At 72.4% G+C, this 22,397-nt stretch carries 20 protein-coding genes; 10 read left to right on the top strand and 10 right to left on the bottom strand.

Going from position 1 to position 22,397, the window contains the following annotated elements; all coding sequences use genetic code 11:
• The first annotated feature begins 554 nt into the window (after positions 1-554).
• The 3 genes from ACFV9H_RS01025 to ACFV9H_RS01015 all read left to right on the top strand — a co-directional run bounded on the left by ACFV9H_RS01025 (position 555) and on the right by ACFV9H_RS01015 (position 2,338).
• Positions 555-767 carry a hypothetical protein gene (locus ACFV9H_RS01025; protein WP_385391540.1) on the top strand — a complete coding sequence of 71 codons (213 nt, stop codon included), beginning with the start codon at positions 555-557 and terminating at the stop codon, positions 765-767.
• A gap of 30 nt (positions 768-797) precedes the next feature.
• Entirely contained in the window at positions 798-1,568 is a 771-nt protein-coding gene (locus ACFV9H_RS01020) for a hypothetical protein (protein ID WP_385391539.1), read from the top strand.
• A 203-nt stretch (positions 1,569-1,771) separates the two neighbouring features.
• Positions 1,772-2,338 (top strand): hypothetical protein, encoded by a 567-nt coding sequence (locus ACFV9H_RS01015; protein ID WP_385391537.1) that lies wholly within the window; start codon positions 1,772-1,774, stop codon positions 2,336-2,338.
• Positions 2,339-2,423: 85 nt separating this feature from the next.
• On the opposite strand, the gene ACFV9H_RS01010 is transcribed toward ACFV9H_RS01015, so the two are convergent.
• Positions 2,424-2,927, bottom strand: a complete 504-nt coding sequence (locus tag ACFV9H_RS01010) for a hypothetical protein (protein ID WP_385391536.1) — start codon at positions 2,925-2,927, stop codon at positions 2,424-2,426.
• Between the two features lie 363 nt (positions 2,928-3,290).
• Between ACFV9H_RS01010 and ACFV9H_RS01005 the strand changes: the two genes are divergently transcribed.
• Positions 3,291-3,953, top strand: coding sequence for a class F sortase (locus tag ACFV9H_RS01005; protein WP_365176779.1), 663 nt, complete (start codon positions 3,291-3,293; stop codon positions 3,951-3,953).
• Between the two features lie 362 nt (positions 3,954-4,315).
• Here the strand turns inward: ACFV9H_RS01005 and ACFV9H_RS01000 are convergent, their stop codons facing one another.
• The 3 genes from ACFV9H_RS01000 to ACFV9H_RS00990 form a co-directional block, all read right to left on the bottom strand.
• A complete protein-coding gene (locus ACFV9H_RS01000) occupies positions 4,316-5,212 on the bottom strand; it encodes a polysaccharide deacetylase family protein (RefSeq protein ID WP_385391535.1) in 897 nt (298 codons plus the stop codon).
• Between the two features lie 70 nt (positions 5,213-5,282).
• Positions 5,283-8,588: a bifunctional lysylphosphatidylglycerol synthetase/lysine--tRNA ligase LysX gene (lysX, locus tag ACFV9H_RS00995; protein ID WP_385391533.1), complete on the bottom strand. Its 3,306-nt coding sequence runs from the start codon at positions 8,586-8,588 to the stop codon at positions 5,283-5,285.
• A gap of 91 nt (positions 8,589-8,679) precedes the next feature.
• Entirely contained in the window at positions 8,680-9,867 is a 1,188-nt protein-coding gene (locus tag ACFV9H_RS00990; RefSeq protein ID WP_385391532.1) for a CapA family protein, read from the bottom strand.
• Positions 9,868-10,172: 305 nt separating this feature from the next.
• Here ACFV9H_RS00990 and ACFV9H_RS00985 point away from each other — a divergent pair, with 305 nt between their 5' ends.
• Positions 10,173-10,712, top strand: coding sequence for a sigma-70 family RNA polymerase sigma factor (locus ACFV9H_RS00985; RefSeq protein ID WP_385391531.1), 540 nt, complete (start codon positions 10,173-10,175; stop codon positions 10,710-10,712).
• 195 nt (positions 10,713-10,907) lie between these two features.
• Positions 10,908-11,408, top strand: coding sequence for a hypothetical protein (locus ACFV9H_RS00980; protein WP_385391589.1), 501 nt, complete (start codon positions 10,908-10,910; stop codon positions 11,406-11,408).
• On the opposite strand, the gene ACFV9H_RS00975 is transcribed toward ACFV9H_RS00980, so the two are convergent.
• Positions 11,384-12,400, bottom strand: coding sequence for a hypothetical protein (locus ACFV9H_RS00975; RefSeq protein WP_385391530.1), 1,017 nt, complete (start codon positions 12,398-12,400; stop codon positions 11,384-11,386). The two genes, ACFV9H_RS00980 and ACFV9H_RS00975, sit on opposite strands and share 25 nt — an antisense overlap.
• Positions 12,401-12,514: 114 nt before the next feature.
• Here ACFV9H_RS00975 and ACFV9H_RS00970 point away from each other — a divergent pair, with 114 nt between their 5' ends.
• On the top strand, positions 12,515-13,195 hold the full coding sequence (locus ACFV9H_RS00970; protein ID WP_385391528.1) for a TetR/AcrR family transcriptional regulator: 681 nt from the start codon (positions 12,515-12,517) through the stop codon (positions 13,193-13,195).
• Here ACFV9H_RS00970 and ACFV9H_RS00965 read toward each other — a convergent pair.
• The 4 genes from ACFV9H_RS00965 to ACFV9H_RS00950 form a co-directional block, all read right to left on the bottom strand.
• Entirely contained in the window at positions 13,192-13,575 is a 384-nt protein-coding gene (locus ACFV9H_RS00965) for a hypothetical protein (RefSeq protein ID WP_385391526.1), read from the bottom strand. The two genes, ACFV9H_RS00970 and ACFV9H_RS00965, sit on opposite strands and share 4 nt — an antisense overlap.
• Positions 13,576-13,601: 26 nt before the next feature.
• The gene (locus ACFV9H_RS00960; RefSeq protein ID WP_385391525.1) at positions 13,602-14,462 is read right to left on the bottom strand and encodes an Fpg/Nei family DNA glycosylase; all 861 of its coding nucleotides are present in this window, start codon (positions 14,460-14,462) and stop codon (positions 13,602-13,604) included.
• Between the two features lie 430 nt (positions 14,463-14,892).
• Positions 14,893-16,956 (bottom strand): SpoIIE family protein phosphatase, encoded by a 2,064-nt coding sequence (locus tag ACFV9H_RS00955; RefSeq protein ID WP_385391523.1) that lies wholly within the window; start codon positions 16,954-16,956, stop codon positions 14,893-14,895.
• Between the two features lie 7 nt (positions 16,957-16,963).
• Positions 16,964-18,241, bottom strand: coding sequence for a DUF6777 domain-containing protein (locus ACFV9H_RS00950; protein ID WP_385391521.1), 1,278 nt, complete (start codon positions 18,239-18,241; stop codon positions 16,964-16,966).
• Between the two features lie 173 nt (positions 18,242-18,414).
• On the opposite strand from ACFV9H_RS00950, the gene ACFV9H_RS00945 reads away from it, so the two are divergent.
• From ACFV9H_RS00945 to ACFV9H_RS00935, 3 genes are read left to right on the top strand one after another with little or no spacing between them, the layout of a single operon-like run.
• Positions 18,415-19,338, top strand: coding sequence for a YndJ family protein (locus tag ACFV9H_RS00945; protein WP_385391520.1), 924 nt, complete (start codon positions 18,415-18,417; stop codon positions 19,336-19,338).
• Positions 19,335-19,868: a DUF1990 family protein gene (locus ACFV9H_RS00940; RefSeq protein WP_385391519.1), complete on the top strand. Its 534-nt coding sequence runs from the start codon at positions 19,335-19,337 to the stop codon at positions 19,866-19,868. Before ACFV9H_RS00945 ends, ACFV9H_RS00940 begins: the two co-directional genes overlap by 4 nt.
• A 20-nt stretch (positions 19,869-19,888) precedes the next feature.
• Positions 19,889-21,340, top strand: coding sequence for a lipase maturation factor family protein (locus ACFV9H_RS00935; protein ID WP_385391518.1), 1,452 nt, complete (start codon positions 19,889-19,891; stop codon positions 21,338-21,340).
• Here the strand turns inward: ACFV9H_RS00935 and ACFV9H_RS00930 are convergent.
• Positions 21,326-22,309 (bottom strand): NAD-dependent epimerase/dehydratase family protein, encoded by a 984-nt coding sequence (locus ACFV9H_RS00930; RefSeq protein ID WP_385391517.1) that lies wholly within the window; start codon positions 22,307-22,309, stop codon positions 21,326-21,328. The two genes, ACFV9H_RS00935 and ACFV9H_RS00930, sit on opposite strands and share 15 nt — an antisense overlap.
• Positions 22,310-22,397: the final 88 nt, after the last annotated feature.

Genomic DNA, 22,397 nt, shown 5'->3' with positions numbered 1-22,397 from the left:
CTCGTTCAGGCGAACCAACACCGGGGCCCGGCGTACGGGGGCACGCTCTGGCCCATGATCCCCGGGTGAACAAAGCCTTAGCCAGGCGTCTGCTGACCGTCCCGGTCCTGCTGTGGGCGGCGTTGTCCTGCGCCTCCTTCACACCGGCCGTGGCTGATAGCTGCGCCTACGCGACGACCGGCAACGGCTCCCCCGCGAGCGTCACCACGGCGGTCGCGGTGGCCGCCGGCGGCGGTCGCGGAGGCGGCGCGGGTGTCGGACATCACGGTGCCCAGGGGCGCGACCACGGGCGCGACCACGGGCGTGACCAGCGGGGCGACCGCCACGGCGGCCACCATGGCGGGGGTCACGGCAGGGGCCATCACGGCGGGCACCACTGCCCGCCGCCACCTCCCCCACCGTGTCCACCGAAGCCCAGCCCGCCTCCCAAGCCGACGCCCAAGCCCACGCCGCCGAAGCCCGCGCCGACGCCCCCTCCCAAGCCGACCCCGCCGCCCGAACCCGCACCGCCGCCCCCGCCGCCACCTCCCAAGCCGGCGCCGGCTCCCAAGCCCGTGCCGAAGCCGGTACCGAAGCCGGTACCACCCGCGCCGGCCCCGCCGCGGGTGGTCGAGGCACCCACGCCCGTCATCGCGAAACCGGTGGCCCGCCCCGCGTATCGCGCACCGGCCCGCAAACCGGAAGAGCACCACATCTCGCCGGTCACGTTCACCCTGATGACCGCGGCTCCCGCGGTGCTCGCGATCGTCGCGCTGCGCCCCCGGTAACCCGTGGCCAAAGACCCATCGGGAGTCATCTTGTCGGAATGGCTCGTCCTGTCCATCGCGATGGCATCGGCCTGTGCCGTGGTGCTGTCCATCACCTTCTTCAACCACCGCAGGATCGGCGACGACGACGATCCGAACGAGACCCCCGACGTCATCGAATACATGACGATGATGATCGGGGTGATCTACGCGATCGTCCTGGGCCTGGCGATCGCCGGCGTCTGGGAGGCCCGCGGCGCGGCCCAGGAGTACGTGCGCCAGGAAGCGCAGGCCTTGCACGAGATCAGCGTCCGCTCCGAGGTCTACCCGGCCGAGGTGCGCCAGAAGATCCGCTCCGACGTCGACGCGTACGTGACGTACGTGGTCGACACGGAGTGGAAGGCGATGGCCGACCGCGGCGAGATCACCGACCGAGGCGCGGAGTTGCTGGAACGTATCCGCAGGGACGTCACCGACTACGAGCCGAAGACCGACCACGAGGGGCAGGCTTACCAGCCACTGGTCGACCAGGTCGCGGTGGCCGACGACGCCCGCAGCGCCCGAGGGGAGAGCGCCGGGGCCACGATGCCGGGGGTGGTCTGGTTCGGACTGATCGCCGGGGCACTGGTGACGGTGGGGTTGATCTTCACGCTGCAGATCCGGCGGTCGTTCCGCGAGCTGTTGCTGGCAGGCCTGTTCAGCGCGCTCATCGCCTTCCTGCTCTTCCTCATCTGGGACTTCGACGCGCCCTTCGGGCGGGGCATCGCGGCCACCGCCGAGCCCTTCCTCACGCAGTTCGGCCACCTGGAGCTGGGCGGCTGAGCGCCCCACGGCTCCCTTCCGTCCGCCCTTCAAACCGGGGACGGGCCCACCGTCCCCGGTTCGGCCTACAGGTATGACCCGTTCGCCCGTTCCTGATCGCGGGGTACCGCACCCGGACCTAGCGTGGCGGACATCGAGGCGCACGACCCCCCACGTGCGGAAACCGTTCCGCGGCTGCTCCTCGGGGATCCGGAGAATCAACCATGGGTGCGATACGTACCTCCGCCACAGCCCTGCTGAGCGCCGGCGCCATGGGCGCCGTACTCGCGCTCGGCGCCCTCGGCGCGCCCGCCGCCGGCGCGGCCGAGGCCCGCCAAACCTCGTTCGGCTTCGCCATCACCCCGTCGACGGTCGCCCCCGGCGGCCAAGTGGTGCTTTCGGTCACCGGCTGCAACGCCGCCTACGCCACCGCCTCCTCGGGGGTGTTCGACACCGTGAGCATCGCGCGCGGCCAGACCGTCCGCGTCACGGTGGACCGGGACGCCCGGCCCGGGGCCCTGTACTCCGTCTCCTTCACCTGCAACGGGGAGACGGGCTCGGCCGATCTCACGATCGCCGGGGGCACGACCAGACCGACCACGAGTTCCACGAGGACCGCGACTGCGACCAGTTCCCCCCGCGGTGTCGTCGGCGCCGTCCGCGGCGGCCTCGGCGGCAGTGTGGCCGGCATGGATGCCTTCGAGCTCGGCGCGGGAGCGGGCCTGTTGCTCGCCGCCGCCGGCGGGACGGCCCTCGCCCTGCGCCGCCGCGGCTCGCGCCGCGGCCATTGAACGCCCCTCCCCACCGCCGGTCGCCCCGGGTCCTGGGCTGGACCCGGGGCAGACCGGCGGTGGGGACGTCCGGGGAGGTGGCCGGTCAGACCCGGCCGCGGACCGAGGGACGGCGGCGGCGCAGTACGTGGGCGCCCGCACCGAGGGCCGCGACGCCGACGAGCCCCGCGCCGATGGCGGTCTCGGCGGTGGACGGTCCGAGGGAGCCGCCGATGCCGCCCTGCGAGGGCCGCCCCTCGAGGATGTTGAAGCGGTGCGTGGCGACGAGGCTGCTGTCGTTGCACTTGACCGACAGCGTGTGGGGGCCCGGCGAGGCGTGGTTGAAGATCCGGACGGTCGCGAAGCCGATCGACCCCGCGGACAGGTTGGCCGGGGGAAAGTTGCCGTGCGAGGTGACGGTACCGCCGCGTTCGCATCCCGAGGCGCTCACCTGCATCGTGGCGCCCTGGTGCACGGAGTAGGGGTTGACCGAGATGTTGCTGGGGCCGCCGTTCCCACCCATCGGGGGGTTGGCAGAGGCGAACGGGGCACTGAGTCCGATCGCGGCGCAGGCTGCCGCCGTCACGGTGAGGGCGCGGAAAGCACGCATGGTGGAACCTCCAGCGGGAAGCGCCCCGGAGCGTCGGCCCCGGATGATCGACGAGAACGCCTCCCTGATCGAACCCTCGGGGTGACCCGCAACCTCCGCATGTCCGCCTTTGGGCCGCCCGGTTGAGCGACACGCCGATGCGCGGACGCCGCAGCTGACGGAGCCGCAGGTCACGACCCGTCAGGCATTTATGTGACGATTACCTGGATGGGCGCACCCCTTCCGGCCCCTTCCCGGCCGTGCCACCCGTTCGCCCTTCCCCTCTCGCCGTCCTGTCGAAGCACCCTTAGCGTGCGTGAAGTAGGGCGTACAGGGGTGGGACGGGAACGCGGGTCGGGACCCCCGCGTCGGGAAGGGAGAACGATGGGCGAGGACGAGACCGGGCAGTCACGCAAACGCTCACCGTGGGGCGTGCTCGCCCTGGTCATGCTCACCGGCCTCGCCATGGTGCGGAACGGTGTGGACATGGGCGACGGACCGCCCCAGCCCACCGCGGCCTCGGCCGTCGCGGTGACGGCCGATCAGCTGCCGGCGAACCCGCCGACGCCCCCGGCGGACCTGGAGGTGCTGGAGCACTCGTCGGTGCAGCGCATCCGGATTCCCACGATCAACGTGGACGCGCCGGTGATGACGGTCGGGCTGGACGCGGAGGGCTGGATCGACGCCCCGCCGCCGCAGGACCGCAATCTGGCCGGCTGGTACCTCAACGGGATCTCGCCGGGGCAGCGCGGCTCGGCGGTGGTCGTGGGTCACGTGGACAACGCGCAGGGCCCGGCCGTCTTCTACGGGCTGGGCTCGGTCAAGCCGGGCAACCACATCGAGGTGGAGCGCTACGACGGGCGCACCGCGGTGTTCGAGGTGTACGGCGTGGAGGTGTTCTCCAAGGACTCCTTCCCCGGAGCCCGGGTGTACGGGGACACCGGGCACCCCGAACTCCGGGTGATCACGTGCGGCGGCTCCTACTCCAAGGCGGGGGGCTACGACGGCAACGTGGTCGTCTTCGCCCGCATGGTGGAAGCCCGCTGACCGCGGCCCTGTGGTCCCGGTTCGGACACCGGCTCAGCCCGGGATGAGCGCGTCCCACCGATCTCGGGTCGGGCCGTCGTGCAGGAGGTGCCGTACCGGGCTCGGGCTCTCCTGACGGCGGGACCGTCGTCGTCGGCGAGGGCGGTCCAGCGGTTGTCCAGGCCGGCCATCGGCTCCGTCACGGTGCCGGGGCGGGCACCCGAGCCCGCTACGGCATGTCCACGTGGTCGGCGACGGAGGAGGTCCATGACGTGGCGTCCGTGCGAGGAAGCCGCCGCGGCCGGTGGTCGGCTGCTCAGCCGGGTACTCGTGCGGGCTCCTTCCGTCGGCCTGGTACCCGGCCCGTCCCCCCCGGGTCGCGCTCAGCGGGGTGGCAGCGTCGGCAGGGTCATCCGGTAGCCCCGGGCGAGCAGTTGGGGAAGGTACGAGTTGATGGCCTGGACGCTCTGCGACCGGTCGCCGCCGGCGTCGTGGGACAGCACGATCACGCCGGGCGCGGCGCCGCCCAGCACGCGGGAGACGATGGTCGTGGTCCCGGGTTCCTTCCAGTCCAGGGTGTCCACGGTCCAGGCGAGCGGTTCCATGCCCAGTTCGGCCCCGATCTCGAAGGCGGCCCGGTTCCAGGCTCCGTAGGGCGCACGGAACCACAGCGGTGACTCTCCGACCGTCTGCTGCACGACGTCGCTCGTGCGGGCGATCTCCGAGGCGAGGGCGGGCCGGCTGAGCTTGGGGATGAGGGGGTGGGTCCAGGTGTGGTTGCCGATGACGTGGCCCTCGCCGACCATTCGGCGCAGCAGGTCCCGGTGTTCGGTGGCCATCTCCCCGCAGACGAAGAACATGGCGCGGACGCCGTACCGGGCGAGGGTGTCGAGGATCGCCGGGGTGTAGCGCGGGTCGGGGCCGTCGTCGAAGGTGAGCACCATGCCGCTCGACCTGGCCGCGTCGACCGGGAGCTCCAGGATGGGCCGGGTGCGTACGGCGGGCTTGGCTGCGGGCGGCCGGGCGGGGACCTCGGCGGTCATGGGGCGCAGCCGGTAGGACTTCTCGGCCAGTTCCCGGGATCGCATCCCGGGTGCTCCCGCCGCGGGGTGCGGGCCCGGTCCGCCCAGCGGGGCGGGCCCGCCGGATCCGGTACCGGCGACGCCCGGCGCACCGGTTTCTCCGCTCCCCGTGAGCAGTCCGGAGGCGGCGGCGACTCCGAGGAAGACGGCGGTGCGCAGGAGCGCGCGACGCCCTACTGTCGGCTCGTCATTTTTCATTATTACTACGTATCAACGACACCGCCGCAGATGTCGAGAGGCGCGGACGCGCCCCCTTCCCCTCACCCGTTCAGCCGCGTCGCACCAGCGGGAACGGGAGCGTCTCGCGGATCGTCAGGCCCGTCAGGAACATGACGAGGCGGTCCACCCCGATGCCCAGACCGCCCGTCGGCGGCATCGCGTACTCCAGCGCGTCCAGGAAGTCGTTGTCGAGTTCCATGGCCTCCGGGTCGCCGCCCGCCGCGAGCAGGGACTGGGCGGTGAGCCGGCGCCGCTGTTCGACCGGGTCGGTCAGCTCCGAGTAGGCGGTGCCCAGTTCCGTGCCGAAGGCGACGAGGTCCCAGCGCTCGGCGAGACGCGGGTCCTTGCGGTGCTGGCGGGTGAGCGGGGAGACGTCCGTCGGGAAGTCCTTGTAGAAGGTGGGCAGCTTGGTCCGTTCCTCGACGAGGCGCTCGTACATCTCCAGGACCACGTCCCCGCGGGTGTCCTCCGGGGCGTGCGGGACGGCGGCCCGGTCGCACAGCATGCGCAGGACGTGCTCCTCCGTGTCGGCGTCGACCTCCTCGCCGAGGGCCTCGCTGATGGCCCCGTACATGGTCTTCACCGGCCAGGGTCCCGAGATGTCGTGGACGACGAGCTTTCCGTCCGGGCCCGCCTTGTGGGCGATGGGCGAGCCGAAGGCGGCGGTGGCGGCGCCCTGGATCAGTTCGCGGGTGAGGTCGAGCATCACGTCGTAGTCGGCGAACGCCTGGTACGCCTCCAGCATCGTGAACTCGGGGTTGTGCTTGTAGGAGACGCCCTCGTTGCGGAAGGTGCGGCCCATCTCGAAGACCTTCTCCATGCCGCCGACACAGAGCCGTTTGAGGTACAGCTCGGGCGCGATGCGCAGATACAGGTCGAGGTCGTAGGCGTTGATGTGGGTGCGGAAGGGCCGGGCGTTGGCGCCGCCGTGGATCTGCTGGAGCATCGGGGTCTCGACCTCCAGGTAGCCGCGGTCGAGCAGGCCCTGGCGCAGCGCCTGGACCGCGCTGGATCGGGCCCGTACGACGTCGCGAGCCTCCGGGCCGGCGACGAGGTCGAGGTAGCGGCGCCGGACCCGGGCCTCCGGGTCGGCGAGGCCCTTGCGCTTGTCGGGCAGCGGGCGCAGGCACTTGCCCGTGAGCTGCCAGGACGCGACGAGGAGCGAGAGCTCACCGCTCTTGCTCGCGCCGACCTCGCCACTGGCGACGACGTGGTCGCCGAAGTCGACCTGGGAGGTGAAGGAGTCCAGTACGCCGGTCCCCGTCTCGTCGCGGGTGAACATCAGCTGGGCGTCCCCGGACCAGTCGCGCAGCACGGCGAAGACCACGCCGCCGAGGTCGCGTACGACCATCACGCGCCCGGCGAGCGTGACCTGTTCGCCGGAGCGGGTCCCCGGCGGGTGGCCGGGGTGTGCGGCCTTCAGCTGGGCCACCGTGTGCGTGCGGGGCCGGATGCCGACGGGGTAGGGGTCGGTGCCGCCCTCCCGGATGCGCTCCATCTTGGCGTGCCGGACGCGGACCTGCTCGGGCAGCCGCTCGGTGGCCGCGGCTCTCTCGGCCTCCTCCCCCATCGCGTCCAGTCCCAGGGAGTCGATGGAGGGCAGCCCCTCGGTGCTGGCGGGGGCGGTGAGGCCCCTGGGGTGGCCGTTGCCCCACAGGGTGCGCAGGCTGGGTACGGAGACGAACCCCTCCGCGATGCCGGAGGCCAGGCTGACGCGGGCGAGCGAGCCGGCGTCCTGGTAGCAGAGGAACCGCGGGTACCACTCGGGGCCGTACTTGACGTTCGAGCGGTACAGGGCCTCCAGCTGCCACCAGCGGGAGAAGAAGAGCAGCAGTTTGCGCCACAGCTTGAGCACGGGGCCGGCGCCGATCCGGCCGCCCTCCTCGAAGGCGGAGCGGAAGACGGCGAAGTTGAGGGAGATCCTGCGCACGCCGAGGCCGGGGGCCGCGGCGCACAGCTGGGCGACCATGAATTCCATGACCCCGTTGGGGGCGGCGCGGTCGCGGCGCATCAGGTCGAGGGAGATGCCGTCCTTGCCCCAGGGGACGAAGGAGAGCAGGGCGATCAGCTCCCCCTTGTCGTCGAAGGCCTCCACCAGCAGGCAGTCCCCGTCGGCCCGGTCGCCGAGCCGGTCCAGGGCCATCGAGAAGCCGCGTTCGGTCTCGGTGTCCCGCCAGCGGTCGGCCCGGTCGACGATGGTCTGCATCTCGTCCTCGGAGAGGGCGGAGTGGCGACGGATGACGGTGGTGGCGCCGGTGCGCTTGACCCGGTTGACGGCCTGGCGGGTGACGCGCATGTCGCGGCCGTCGAGGTCGAACTGGGCGACGTGCAGGATGGCCTCGTCGCCGAGCTGGAGGGCGCTGAGCCCGGAGCGGGCGTAGGCGGTGGCGCCTTCCTCGGAGGCGCCCATGACGGCGGGCTGCCAGCCGTAGCGGCGGGCGACGGCGAGCCAGGCGTCGATGGCGGGGGTCCAGGCGGCGGGGTCGCCGACCGGGTCGCCGCTGCCGAGGCAGACGCCGGCCTCGACTCGGTAGGTGACGGCGGCCTTGCCGTTGGGGGCGAAGACGACGGCCTTGTCGCGCCGGGTGGCGAAGTAGCCGAGGGAGTCGGCCCGTCCGTACGCGCCCAGCAGCGCGCGGATGCGGGGCTCCTCGTCGCCGTGCAGGGCGGCGGTCAGGCGCTGGGACCGGAAGAGGGTGGCGGCGGCGTTCAGCAGGGCGAGGGCGCCGAAGAGGCCGAGCAGGAAGTACAGCGGCCGGGGCGGGCGGCCGTCGAACTGGCGGGCTGAGAAGAGGCCGCCGAAGACCTGCTTGGCGGCCCAGTCCAGCCACTGGCCCCGGGGCAGGCTGCCCGGGAAGATCGCGACGAGTGCCCAACCGAGGAGGACGGCGGCGAGCAGCCCCACACCGAGGACGACCATGGCCCGCCACAGGGCGCCTGGCCGGGAGGCGGCGTAGAACTCTTGCCGGGCGGCGATCAGCAGGCCCATGGCGGCCACGGCGACGGCCATGGAGGGGACGCCGATCCAGTAGTCGCCCTCGGCCATGCTCAGCACGTCGGCCAGGATCAGCAGGGCCAAATAGGTGATGACGATCCACCAGGCGACCTTCTTGCGGGTGCCGAGGGCCGCGGCGAGGAGGAAGAGGAAGACGGCGTAGGCGAGGTTCGCGCTGACCGGGACGACGATGAGGTCGAGGAAGCGCACGACGTGCCGCAGGAGCCGCCGCAGCGTCGGGGAGAGCGAGAGCAGCGCGCACAGCAGGCCGAGCGTTCCGAAGAACGCGCCGAATCCGTCGGGCACCCGGTTCAGGAAGCGGTTCCGGGTCCCGCGCGTCTCCTCCACGGTGGCACTCATGGTTCGCACTGTAGGGAGGGCGGCGGCCCTTCGCGCGCCGAGCGGTGGGGGGTGCCGGTGGCCGATGCCATCCCGCCGGTCGCGGCATCGCTCACTTCGCCATGGTGAGACCGTCCTTGGCCGCGCCACGGCTGAGGACGGCCTCGGTGACGGCCTCCTTGGCGCTCTCGTACGCCTCTCCTTCGGAGTGGAGCGCGAGGTTGATCACCCGGCCGGTGGACAGGTCCATCATCTGGGGCACGAACTCGGCCTTGGTGACCTGCCAGCGCTGTCCGGCGGCGGCCGGCGGGGCGAAGGTGAAGCGTCCGATCGAGCCGTAGTTGCCGCGCATGTCCCGCGCGCCCGTGTGGTTGAACATCTCGCCCGCGACCTGGTCGCCCATGCCGTAGATGATCCAGGTGCCGTTGACCTTCTCGTAGGCCTGCGGGATGTGCGCGTGCGTGCCGAGGATCAGGTCGATGTCCGGGCGGCCGCCGGTCTGTGAGGCGGTCAGTGCCTTGCCGAGGGAGAGCTGGGTCTCGTCCGGTTCGGTCTGCCACTCCGTGCCCCAGTGCACGCTCACCAGCACCACGTCCGCGCCGGCCTTCCGGGCGGCCCGCGCATCCGCGATGATCTTGTCCTGCTTCATCAGGTTGACCGCCCACGGCTGCCCCTCCGGCAGCGGGTAGCCGTTGGTGTCGTAGGTGTAGGCGAGGTGCGCGACCTTGGCGGAGCCCGCCGTGTACGTCTTCACCGCGGCCGCCTCGGCGGCGGTACGGGCCGAACCGGCGTGTCCGAGCCCGACCTTGTCGAAGCGGTCCAGGGTGCGGCGCAGTCCGTCGGCGCCGTCGTCGAGGGTGTGGTTCGAGGCGGTGGAGCAGCCGTCGTACCCCGTCTCCTTCAGTGCGTCGGCGACCTCCGGCGGGGACTTGAAGGCCGGGTAGCCGGAGAAGGGGCCGCCCTCCTCGCCGTAGATGGTCTCCATGTGGCAGAGGGCGAGGTCGGCCGCCCCGACCACGGACTTGACGCCGGAGAACATCGGCCTGAAGTCGTAGCCGTCGCCGGGGGCGTCGTCCGCCGCGCGCTGGATGACCGAGGTGTGCGGCAGTACGTCGCCGCTCGCGACGAGGGTGAAGCCCTTGACGGCGGGGGATCCCGCGGCGGTGGGGGGTGAAGGTCGGTCGGCGTCGGTGAGGCGGGCGGGTGCGGATTCCCCGGTGGCCGAGCAACCGGCCGCCGCCGCGGCCGACAGCAGGAGCGCGGACAGGAGGGCGGCGGTTCGCCGGGGGCTCTTCGTCATCTGTCCCAGCTCTCACTCATATGACCATCTGACATCGGATCACCTGCAATCCACATAACGGGACGCCGCAAGTCAAGGAACGGATCCGTCCGCCCACCGCGCGCTCACCCCTATGGCCGATCGAGGGCCCCCTGCCGTTCGCCGCGCCGTTCGACCGTTCGCCGCCCGCCGCTGCCGCCCACCGGCCGACCCGGGTGCTTGGGCGCACCACCTGGACGGGACGGTTCCGAGGCGGCCCGGTGCAGGTCAGGGTGAACGGGTCGCCCCCCCGTCGGCCCCTCACGCACCCCCGGAAGGAGCCCCTCGTGCCGCTCTCCCCCACCCTCCGGCGCACGGACCCCGAAGCGCTGGCCGAACTCCAGCGCGACCACGGGCGGGCCCTGTTCGGATTCCTGCTCGGTCTCACGGCCGGTGACGCCCAGCGCGCCGAGGACCTCGTCCAGGAGACCCTCGTACGGGTCTGGCAGCACCCGGAGGTGCTGTCGAGCGAGCACGAATCGATGCGTCCCTGGCTGTTCACCGTGGCCCGGCGGCTCGCGATCGACGCCCGGCGGGCCCGGCTGTCCCGGCCGCAGGAGGTGGACCCGGAGGGGCTGGAGCAGGCGCCCGCCCCCGAGGACGCGGTGGCCGGCTCGGTCACGGCGATAGACGTCCGCCGGGCCGTCGGCTCGCTGGGCCAGGAGCACCGCGAGGTGCTGATGCAGGTGTACTTCCAGGACCGCTCGGTGGCCGAGGCCGCCGCCGAGCTCGGGATCCCCGCCGGAACCGTGAAGTCCCGTACGTACTATGCTCTGCGCGCCCTGCGGAAGGGCCTCCAGGGGTACGGGTACGGACTCGGCGCCTGAGGGCTCCCCGGGGGGCGGAGTGGTCGGGGAACGTCTCGAACGCACGCGGACCGGACACGAAGTGCATCGATTTCGGCATCAGAGCGTGCAAGTTGAGTAAACATCCCCCGCTCCACGAGCCACCGGGTGAAGGCTCGGGGCTGACGACGGGACGCTCGAGGCTTGGGAGAAGGTGGAACGGTGCAGCCCGAGGGTATGAACGGCACCAGTGACGGCGGGCTCGCGGTGCCCATGGCTTGGCTCTACGCCGAGTACATCGCGGACGAACTGCTGCGCACGGGCCGGCTGATCCCGGTCAGCACGCTGGAGTTCCGGGCCGGCCGCGACACGCTCGCGCTGACGATCTACCTCTCGGACGCCGCCGGTGAGCTCTCCGGGATCCGGGTCGTATCCCAGCTCGACGAGTGGATGTCCCTGACGGCGTACGGTCATCCCTGGCGCGACTGGGTGCACACCCGGTTCCTCGCGCTGGGCGAGGAGGCCAGGGAGCGGGGCCGCGGCGAGGACCCGGACCTGGAGCTGGCCCGGGCGGCCTGGCGCTGGCTGGAGAGCACCGAACTCTTCGCCACCAACCTCGACCCCGGCCGGCACGGCCACGCCGACACCCCGGCGGGCTTGGACGAGAATGCCCGGGTGTGGACCCCGGCCTGGCAACTCGGGCTGCCGCTGGGTCACTTGGCGATGCACCTGTTCTGACCGGCGGATTCGGCCGGCGCGACCGGGGCCACGGCCGCGGTGCGCCGTGCGGTGACGACCACGCGCAGGGTCGCCGCGACGCCGATCAGAAGGACCGCGGCGAAGGCCGCGAGCGTCGCGGCGTCCGGGTGGATCAGGGACTGGCCGCGACCGGCCTGCCAGGTCACGACCGCGACGAGGCCGCTGTAGCCGAAGCCGACGGCGCCCACGAGCCGGGCGCGGACCCGCTCGTCGCGCAGCCAGGCGTGGCGGGCCGAGAGGGCGATCAGCGCGACGGTGAGCACGAGCAGGATCTGGATGCCGTGCAGGGCGAAGAAGTGCGGGACCCGGAAGTCGCCGCCGGTGACGCTCCAGTTGGTGAGGGGCATGCCGTGTCCGTCGGGGTCGCCGATGCCGTGGCCCTGGTACATGGGGATCTCGTTGCCGTTGGCGTCGGTGACGGTGCGCTCGTGGATGCCGGTCACCATCCAGTGGATCGGGATGAGCATGCCGGCGGTGGCGAGGCCGAGGCCGGCGCGGATCGCCCGGTTGAGGTCCTTGCCGCCCGTGCGCTGGATCAACACGATGACGCCGACGATCAGTTGTGCGATGACGATGACCATGACGCCGAGGGTCAGGATCGGCACCAGGGCCAGGGTGGTCGGGTCGCTCTGGTCGGCGTTGAAATGGCTGATCGTGCCGCGTGCCGCCTGGACGGTGATGGCGCCGACTTCGGCGGTCGCGGCCACCGCGAAGACGGCGCCGACCCACCACGCGAGGCGTCTGCCCTTGTTCAACCTGGGCAGCAGCCAGGCCAGCGTTCCGGCGTAGAGGGCGAAGGCGAAGCCGAACTTCATCGGCTTGGCCCATACCGACTCGCCCAGCAGGGTCCGGCCGTCCACCACCAGGCCGACGCCGCAGAGGACGACGAGGCCCGCCATGAGGGCGGCACAGATCAGCAGCGGGCGGTGCCAAACGCGGCTGCGGGTGGCGGGTTCGATCGACGTGGCCACGAGGACTCCTTTTACGCTGTTCAATTCCATCGACTTGCACACCGTAAAAGAGGCCCGCGCACGACGCAACCCCCTTGTTGAACACTGTGCAAGGAGTTCGGCTACGCTGGGGCCATGCCGCGTGAGACCTTGAGCCGTGACCAGATCGTCCGGGCCGCCATCGACCTCCTCGACAGCGAGGGCATCGACGGCCTGAGCATGCGACGCCTCGGACAGCGCATGGGTTCGGCGGCGACCGCGATGTACTGGCACGTCGGCAGCAAGGAGAGCCTCGTGGTCCTCGCGGCCGACGAGGTGTGGGGCGAGCTGACCTTCCCCGACCCCGCCGAGATCGGCTGGCGGGCCGCGGCCCGTGCGCTGGTCCACGACACGTACGCGCTGGGCAGGCGCCACCCGTGGCTCGTCCCCGCCATCAGCACGCACTTCGTCTACGGCCCCGGGATGGCCGGCTTCCAGGAGCACTCGTACGCGATCTACGAGGCGGCCGGGTTCACCGGCCGCGAACTCGACTGGGCCGTGAACACGACCTTCACGTTCGTCGCCGGCACCCTGCTCGCCGACGCCTCCCAGGCCACGATCGGCGAGGCCCAGGTCCCCCGGGGCAAGGGCGACGAGGGCCCGCCGCAGAGCGTCGCGGAGTGGGCGTGGGGCATCGCGTCCCGCCACCCGCGCCTACGCGCCCGGATCGAGGAGCAGCAGGGCGCCGACCCCGCCGTGCTGGCCGCCGAGAGGTTCGAGTTCGGCGTCGAGGCCATCCTGGACGGCCTGGAGGCCCGCCTCGGCGGTCGCCCCTAAGACCGATCGGCGGGATCCATCACCAGGCCGGTGAAATCAGCCTCGTTGCGCTCCGCACGGGTGACGTACCAGCGGGCGACGAGCCACATCACCGGGTACACCAGCACGCCGAGGGCCGGCCAGACGAGCGTGCGGGAGCCCCCGCTCGGCAGTACGAACACCAGTGGCAGCGAGCCGACCAGCAGCCCGAGCGCCGCCACCGCGCCCAGTCCGGCCCGCAGTTGGCTGCGCATCAGGGCGCGTACGTAGGTGGCGCCGAGGGTGGTCTGCTCGGAGATCTCCGAACGTGCCGGGGCGTGCGCGGGCGGCCGGCGACGATGGCCCCGGGGCACCCCGGTGACGATCTCGCGCCGGGGCGGCGACTGTTGCTCCTCGGCCATGGTGCCGGAGTCTACGCAGCCCCGGGCTATTTGAGGAGCCGCGAGAGCCGCCGGTCGGCGAGCGGCTTCCCACCCGTCTGGCACGTGGGGCAGTACTCCAGCGAGGAATCGGCGAACGACACCGACCGGACGGTGTCCCCGCAGATCGGACACGCCTCCCCGGCCCGGCCGTGCACCCGAAGGCCGCTCTTCTTCTCCGCCTTCAGCTCCCCGGCGGCCACCCCGTGCGCCCGGGCGACGGCTTCCCGCAGTGTGTCCTGTACGGCCTCGTAGAGCTGGGTGACCTGCTCCTCCCCGAAGGAAGCGGCCAGTTTGAACGGCGAAACCCGCGCCCGGTGCAGGATTTCATCGCTATAGGCGTTCCCGATGCCCGCGATGACGCTCTGGTCCCGCAACACGCCCTTGATCTGCCGGCGTTCCCCCTCCAACAGCGCGGCGAAGGCGTCCCGGTCGAACCCTTCTCCCAACGGATCGGGCCCGAGCCGGGCGATGCCGGGCACCTCCTGGGGATCGCGCACCACGTACACGGCGAGCCGCTTCTGCGTCCCCGCCTCCGTGAGGTCGAAACCGGCGCCATCCTCCAGTACGACGCGCAGCGCGAGCGGCCCCTTGCCGGGGCGCGGCGGCTGCGCGGGGAGGGTGTCCCGCCAGCGCAGCCAGCCGGCCCGGGCCAGGTGGGTGACGAGGTGGAGTTCCCCGATCCGCACCGCCAGGAACTTGCCGTACCGGGTCGTGGTCCCGGCCGGCTGCCCTTCGAGGGCGGTCAGCGGTGGGTCGTACGTCTTGAGGACGCTCACCGCGAGCGGGAGGACACGCTCGACCACCCGCCCGGTGAGGTGCTCGTCGAGATACTCCCGCAGGGCCTCGACCTCGGGCAGCTCCGGCATGGCTCCAGCCTGCCGGTGCCCCAGCCGAACCGCGACCCGAGCCCGGTCCGGGCCCTCCCCGCCCCTGGGTGGGCTCCACCCCCGGCGGGCACGCCTCAAGCCCCGGGGCTCCGCCCCGTACCCCGCGCCTCAAACGCCGGCGAGGCTGGATTTTGCCCGGCCGCGCTGGATTTTGCCCCGCCGGGACAGGAAAGGCACGGCAGTCCGGGGGCGCGCAGACCGGCAGGCGCCAGGGCCGGGGACGGGGTGGGGTGTTGTCCGGGACGTAGAACGTGATTTGTGGCGCGCGCCCACCCGCACAGACCGATCTGGCTGGGGCGCCATAAATCATGAGTCCCGGACAACACCCCACCCCGGCCCCGGCCCACCCCACGCAGCCCCCGCCAGGGGACACCACCTCACCCGGCCAAGCCCCCCGCAGGGGAACCGGCTACCCCATCACGAACTCGCACCACACACACTTCCCGCCACCCCTCGGCTCCACCCCCCACACGTCCGCCAGCCGATCCACCAGCATCAGCCCCCGCCCCGACACCCCCGCCTCCCCGGCGTCCCGCCGCCTCGGCAGGGCGCTGGAGCGGTCCTCGACCTCCACGCGGAGCCGGCGCTGCGGGCCCGCGAGGACCCGGAGGGTCACGACGGCCGGGCCTTCCGTGTGCATCAGCGCGTTCACGATCAGCTCGTCCGCGACGAGCTCGATCTCGTCGGCCCGTTCCCGCGCACCCCACGCCCGTACCGCCGCGCCGATCATGTGCCGCGCGGCGACCAGCGCCTCCGGGTCCCCCGGGGCCACGTGTTGCTGCAGGCGGCCTCCGCCGCCCGGAGTCGTCACCGGTCGGCGGCGCAGCAGGAGCAGGGCCATGTCGTCGTCGCCGCCCCGTTCGTCGACGACCCCGCACAGCTGGTCCGCCAGTTGCTGGATGTCGCCCGAGCCGCCGCGGGCCAGTGAGGTCAGCAGCCGGATGCCGTCGTCGAGGTCGGCGCCGGGCTGTTCCACGAGGCCGTCCGTGCACAGCAGGAGCGTTTCTCCCGGGTCGAGTTCCACCGTGGTCACCGGGTATTCGAGCCGGCCGAACTCCGCCGAGAGGCCGAGCGGCATCCCGCCGCTCACCGGCAGGCGCCGACAGTCCCCGTCCTCGGTGCGCAGCAGCGGGTCGATGTGGCCGGCCCGTACGAGTTGCAGGACTCCCGTCGAGAGGTCGGCTTCCACGTACGTGCAGGTGGCGAAGCGGTCGGTGTCCAGCTCGTGCAGGAAGACGGAGGCCCGCGCCATCACCGTCCCCGGCGAGTGCCCCTCCGCGGCGTAGGCCCGCAGCACGATCCGGAGCTGGCCCATCACCGCCGCCGCGTGCGTGTCGTGGCCCTGGACGTCGCCGATGACCGCGCCGACCCGGCCGCCCGGCAGCGGGATGACGTCGTACCAGTCTCCGCCGATGTCCTGGCCCATTCGGGCGGACCGGTAGCGGACCGCGATCTCGCCGCCCGGCACCGACGGGATCCGGCGCGGCAGCATCGCCTGCTGAAGGCCCTCCGCCAGGTCGTGTTCCTGCTCCAGCAGCATGGCCCGCTGGAGGCTCTGCGCGATGCTGCTGCCCAGCGCGACGAGCAGGTTGCGCTCGTCCTGGGTGAAGCCGTCCTTGTCCTGGTAGAGGAGACCGATCGCGCCGATGGGTCTGGCCTGGGCGATCAGCGGCAGGTACGCGGCCGCCGAGATGTCCATGGAGGAGATCTTGGCCCAAAGCCCGGGGTAGTCCTCGGCGAACTCCCGCGCCGAGTCGAGGAAGCGCGGCTGGAGCGAGCGGACGACCTCGCTCATCGGGTACGGCTCGTCGATGCGGGTGTAGCGGGTGCCGGGGACGAAGCTGCCTTCGGGGCCTTCGGCGACGAGGTGGATCCGGCCGGCCTCGACGAGGCCCATCACCATGCCCATCGAGCCGAGGCGTTCCAGGCCGTGGGCGTCGCCGAGCGCGTCGATGACGTCCTGGACCGTACGGGCGTGGGCCAGGGCGGCCGTGGTGGACTCCACCACCGAGGTCTGGCGGCGGCGCTCCTCGTCGAGGCCGAGCCGCTCCGCCGAGTGGCTGAGCTCCTCGGTGGCGTCCCGGACGATGCCGATGATCCGGTACGGGCGCCCGTCCGGGCCGCGCATGACGCGGCCCTGGGTGTGCGTCCAGCGCAGCCGGCCGTCGTGGCAGCGGATGCGGAAGTAGGCGCCGTAGCTGTCCACGCCGCTCTTGAGGGCGGAGGAGACCAGGGCGTCGAGCCGGGTCGCCTCGGCCGGCGGGACGCGCGGGGAGAGGGACTCGGGCCGGCCGTCGTACTCGTCCGGGGTCGTGTCGAAGACGTCGAGGGCGGCTTCGTCCATGTGCATGAGACCGGTGACCAGGTCCCAGTCGAAACTTCCCATGCGGTTGAGCGAGAGCGACCGGTCCGGGTGTGCGGGCCAGTCGTCCGGCAGCGATACGGTGGTCGGCACCGATCCACCATGACACACGCTCCGGTCAGGCGCTCTCCAGCGAGTGCCCCTGGTCCGAGGGCGGCGGGGTGAGGTTCGGGTCCCCGAACGGATCGGCGTACGGGTCGGTGGACGGGTCGGTGTTCGGGTCGGTGTTCGGGTCGGTGTTCGGGGCTGACGGGTCCGCGTGGGGGTCGGCGAACGGGTCGTACGGATCGGTCTGCTCCGGCGACGAGCCGTCGGGCGCCAGGGGGAGGCCGGGTTCGGTCGGGAACGGCGGCGGCAGGTCGGACGGGATGTCCGTGGGCGCGTCGGACGGTGGCAGCGGTGCAGGCTGCTGTTGCGGGGAGGCCGGTTTCGACGGTGCGGCCGGGCTCGGCGGGCAGTCGTTCCCACCGGGGGACGGCGGGGAGGTCCGGGCCAGGCTGTTGTTGTCGGGGTTCGCGCACGTGTCGGCCGGGTCGGTGCCCGGAGGTGTGTTCCCGGGCGTGGTGGCGGGTCCGCTCGGGATGCCGTCGGCGGGGTCGTACGGGGGCACCACCTGCGGGGTGCGGTCCTGGGCGCCGTCGTCGCCGTGCTTGCGTTCGAGCCAGGTGTTGTCGGCGATGTTGACGATGACCAGTTTGTTGATCACGTGGACGGTGGGTTCGATGACGACGACCTGGTTGGGCTGGTAGCCGTTCCACGGTTCGCCCTTGTTCACCGGGGAGCCCTTCGCGGCGCGCGGGGAGCCGAGCGGGTTCCCGCATCCGCAGCGGACCCGGGGCATGCCGTGCTCGTCGACGAGGACGGCCGTACCGGCCTGGAGGACGGACTGGAAGCTGTCGGCGCGGCCCTCGCGGAAGCCGTGGTTGGTGACACGGGTGTCGGCGCGGAGCACGACCGGGGTGAGGCCGCGCAGGAATTCGGGGATCTTCGCCTGTTCGATGTCGGAGGCCCGGGCGAAGGCTCGGGCCTTGGCGTTGTCCTCGGTGAGGTAGCGGACCTGCTGTTCGACGTCGCAGCTGCCGAGCCGCTGGGTGCCGCCGTACAGGCCGGGGGTGTCGGCGTTGACGGTGCGGATGCCGCGTCCCGTGGGATTGGGCAGCGGGGGCTGTACGGGGGCCGACTCGGCGGTCGCCGAGGAGGCGGTGAAGGGGTCGGGGCCGGCCGAGGCCACGGGCTGGAGGTGGACCTCCTGGCTCTCGGGTCCGGCGTTCGCCGGCACTCCGTCGGAGCCGCCGCAGCCCGCCGCGAACAGGCCGAGGGCGGCGAACAGGGCGGCGCCGGCGGGTGCGTGACGGCGCGGCGCCTGACGAGGTGTCTGCGGTGTCGGTCCGTACACGTGGATCTCCCTTTCGCCCCGGGTTTCTGACTCTTGTCTGCCGCACGCCCGGGAGTGTCGCAACCGGAGCCGGCGAAAGAGCGGCTTGAACATGTTCAAGGAACCTCGTAAGGTCACTCCCGTGAGTTGAACGCGTTCAACGCGTCGGCCGCGCGTATTGGGGGGAGTCCAGGGTGACGGTACTGGTGAACGTGATCGTCACCCTGGGCATGCTCTACGTGGTCCCCGCCGGCCTGCGCCTGATCGACCCCGCCGGGCTTCGCCGAGCCGCCTCGCTCTGGCCCCTGCCGGCCACCGCCGGGGCCCTGTCCCTCTGGCTGCCGCGCGGGATGCCCGCCACCGCGCTCGCCGCACTCTACGCCGCCGCCTGTCTGGCCCTCGCGGCGCGGGCCCCGGTCCGGCTGCTGCGCGGCCGCTCCCTCGCGCCGCCCGAGATCGCGGTGGCCACCGCGCTGGTCTCGCCCTCGATCGCCGGTACCGCCCTGGTCTCCGAGCGCGCCGGGTACCGGCTCTTCGGCTTCGACCTCGACATCCTGGCCCTGACCGTGCCGCACTTCCACTTCGCCGGGTTCACCGCCGCCCTGGTCGCCGGGCTGGTGTGCCGGGCGGCCTTCGCCCAGCCCCCCGACGGGCTGTCGCGCGGGGGGGCGTACAGCGTCCCCGCGGGCACCCTGCTGGTGCTGCTCGGCTACTTCGTCGACGACTGGGCCGAGCTGGTGGGCGCCGTGGTCCTGACCGGCGGCATGTGGGCCGTGGCCCTGCTGACCTGGCGGGAGATCCGGCCCGGGGCGCGGGACCGGACCACGCGGGCGCTGCTCGCGACCTCGGCGGCGGTGCTTCTGGCGACCATGCTGCTCGCCCTGTGGTGGGCGGTCGGCGAGGCCACCGACGTCGTGCATCCCACCCTGACCTGGATGGCCGCCACGCACGGCCTCGGAAACGCCCTCGGATTCGCCCTGTGCTCGGTGCTGGCCTGGCGCCGACTGACCGCGGACGGACCCCGGGCTGTCCCGCGGGCTGCCCCGCCGACCGCACCGCGGAGCGCACCGCCGACCGACCGCCGATTGACCGAAACCAGTGAGGAGACCTCGCCATGACCCGCCTCATCAGCGCCGGCCGGGACACCGTCAGCTACCCCGACCGGGGCGCGACGGCCCGCCGGCCGCTGCCCGCCGGATACAACCACCTGCGCCACCGCACCCGCGTCGGCCACGGCCGGGCGGCCTTCGAGGCAGCCGGGAACGCGGTCACCACCTTCCACGCCCACCGGACCTCGGGCATGCGGGTCCGGGCCGCGGACGGCGCCGTCCGCCCCGGCGGCCGGGTGGTCGTCGGGATAGGCTTCGGGCCGCTGCGGATCGACGCCCCGTGCGAGGTGATCTGGACGGCGTTCGAGCCCGCCCGCGTCGGATTCGCGTACGGGACCCTGACCGGCCACCCCGAATGCGGGGAGGAGTCCTTCGTGGTGGAGATCGACCCCGACGGCACGGTGTGGTTCACGGTGACCGCCTTCAGCCGCCCGAACAGCTGGTACACCCGGCTCGCCGGCCCGGTGATCCCCTTCCTCCAGCTCCGCTACGCCCACTGGCTGGGCCGACACGTGCGCAAGCTGGCCACCGCGGCCTGACCCGTCCGATACTGGAGGCGATGGACTGGTTCACGGCGCCCGGTTACTGGCTGGCCCGGCTGGTCTTCCAGCGGGCCCTGGCCGGCGTCTACCTCTTCGCCTTCGTCGGAGCCGCCCTTCAGTTCCGGGCCCTGATCGGGGCGCACGGCATGCTGCCCGTGCCGCGCTACGTGCGGTACGTGCCCTTCCGGCGCGCCCCGAGCCTGTTCCAATTGCGCTACTCCGACCGGCTCTTCGCCGGGTGCGCCTGGACCGGGGCGGCGCTGGCCGCGGCGCTCGCCGCCGGGGCCGGGGACGAGGTGCCGCTGGGCGCGGCCATGGGAATGTGGGCCGTGCTGTGGCTCCTCTACCTCTCCATCGTGAACGTGGGGCAGACCTGGTATTCCTTCGGCTGGGAGTCCCTGCTGCTGGAGGTGGGCTTCCTCGCCGTCTTCCTCGGCAACGCGCGCGCCGGACCGCCGGTGCTGGTGCTGTGGCTGCTGCGCTGGGTGGTCTTCCGCGTGGAGTTCGGGGCCGGGCTGATCAAGATGCGCGGGGACTCCTGCTGGCGCAAACTGACCTGCCTGTACTTCCACCACGAGACGCAGCCGATGCCGGGGCCGCTGAGCTGGTTCTTCCACCACCTGCCCGGACCCCTGCACCGGGTGGAGTGCGCCGCCAACCACGTGACCCAACTGGTGGTCCCGGTCCTGCTCTTCACCCCGCAGCCGGTGGCCTCGTACGCCGCCGGGATCATCATCGCGACGCAGTTGTGGCTGGTGCTGTCGGGGAACTTCGCCTGGCTGAACTGGATCACGATCACGGTGGCGCTCGCGGCCGTGGACTTCACCGGGATCGCGGGCGCTCCCCCGGCGGCCGCCTCGCGCGGGGCGCCGCTCTGGTACGTGGTGGTGGTGTGCGCGGTGGCCGCCCTGGTGTTGTTCCTCAGCCGTCATCCGGTGCTCAACATGATCTCGCGCCGGCAGGTGATGAACCGCTCGTTCGACGCCCTGCACCTGGTCAACACGTACGGGGCCTTCGGCTCGGTCGGCCGGGTGCGCATGGAGGTCGCGGTCGAGGGCACCTCCGAAGGGAGCGCCCACCGGGCCCCGCACGACGAGGACGCCTGGCGGGAGTACGGCTTCAAGGGCAAACCGGGTGAACCACACAGGCTGCCGCGCCAGTTCGCCCCGTACCACCTGCGCCTGGACTGGCTCATGTGGTTCGCGGCGATCTCCCCCGGCTATGCGCGCGACTGGTTCGGCCCGTTCGTGGAGCGGCTGCTGGTGAACGACCGGGACACGCTGCGGCTGCTGCGCCACAATCCCTTCCCGGACGCCCCGCCCGTGTACGTACGGGCCCGGCTCTACCGCTACCGGTACACGACCTGGCGGGAGCTGCGCGAGACGGGCGACTGGTGGCACCGCACCCTGGTGCGCGAGTACCTGCCGCCGACCCGTCTCGCCGAGGCGGCCTGGTCAGAGCCCCAGTAGCGCCGCTTCCTGCTCCGCCGATATGCCCTTCTGCGGTCGGTCGGGCCGGTGCGGGGCGACTCCGCCGAGGGACTGGAGCCAGGTCCAGGTGTCGACCACGGTCTCCGCCAGGGGGCGGCAGACGAGGCCCGCCTCCAAGGCCTTGGTGACGTCCCCGCCGAACATGTAGGCGTGCAGCTCGCTCTCGGGGAGATAGACGGGCAGCTCGGTCCAGGGCTCGATGCCGGCCTTCTCGATGGCCTCGTCGGGGATCCAGCGCGGTTCGGCCTCGGCGCCGGTGGCGGCGACGCAGGCCTCCAGGAAACTGCCCATGGTGGCGTGGCCGACCGGGGAGACCAGGTTGTAGGCACCGCCGCGCCCGGCGGCCCCCGCGTCGAGGGACCAGCGCGCGAGGTCGCGCACGTCGATGTACTGGAGCGGCAGGCCGGGGCGCCCGGGCGCGACGAAGGGGCCGCCGCGGGCGATGCGGTTCAGCCACCAGGGCAGCCGGCCGACGTTCTCCCACGGGCCGATGATCAGCCCGGCGCGCACCAGTAGGGCGCGGTCGCCGAAGGCGTCCAGGGCGGCGAGTTCACCGCCCCGCTTGTCCTCGGCGTAGGCGACGGCCTCCGCGTCGGGCGAGCCCTCGACCAGCGGGCCCTCCTCGTCGAGACCGGCCGGCGCGGGGTAGGCGTACACCGAGCGGCTCGATATGTACACGTACCCGCCGACCCGGTCGCGCAGCAGGCGGGCGCTGTCGCGGACGGCGCTGGGGGCGCCGCTCCAGGTGTCGACGACGAGGTCCCACTCCCCCTCGGCCAGGGCTTCCAGGCCGCCGGGGGCGGTGCGGTCCCCGTGCACGGCGGTGGTGCCCGGCGGGGGCGCGTGGTGTCCGCGGTGGAAGACGGTCACCTCCCAGCCCCGGGCGAGGGCGTCCTCGGTGATCGCGCGTCCGACGAATTCGGTTCCACCCAGCATCAGTAGTCTCATGCAGGTCAGACTGCCCAGGCCGAGGGGTCGGCGGAACCCGTGATCGCCCACAGCGATGACGCTCACGGCGTACGGCTTCGCGGAACTT

Origin of the sequence: Streptomyces sp. NPDC059874 (genome assembly GCF_042731135.1) — a bacterium.
Classification (GTDB): domain Bacteria; phylum Actinomycetota; class Actinomycetes; order Streptomycetales; family Streptomycetaceae; genus Streptomyces.
Note: the sequence above shows the minus strand (reverse complement) of the source record. Positions and strands in the feature narration are given on the sequence as shown.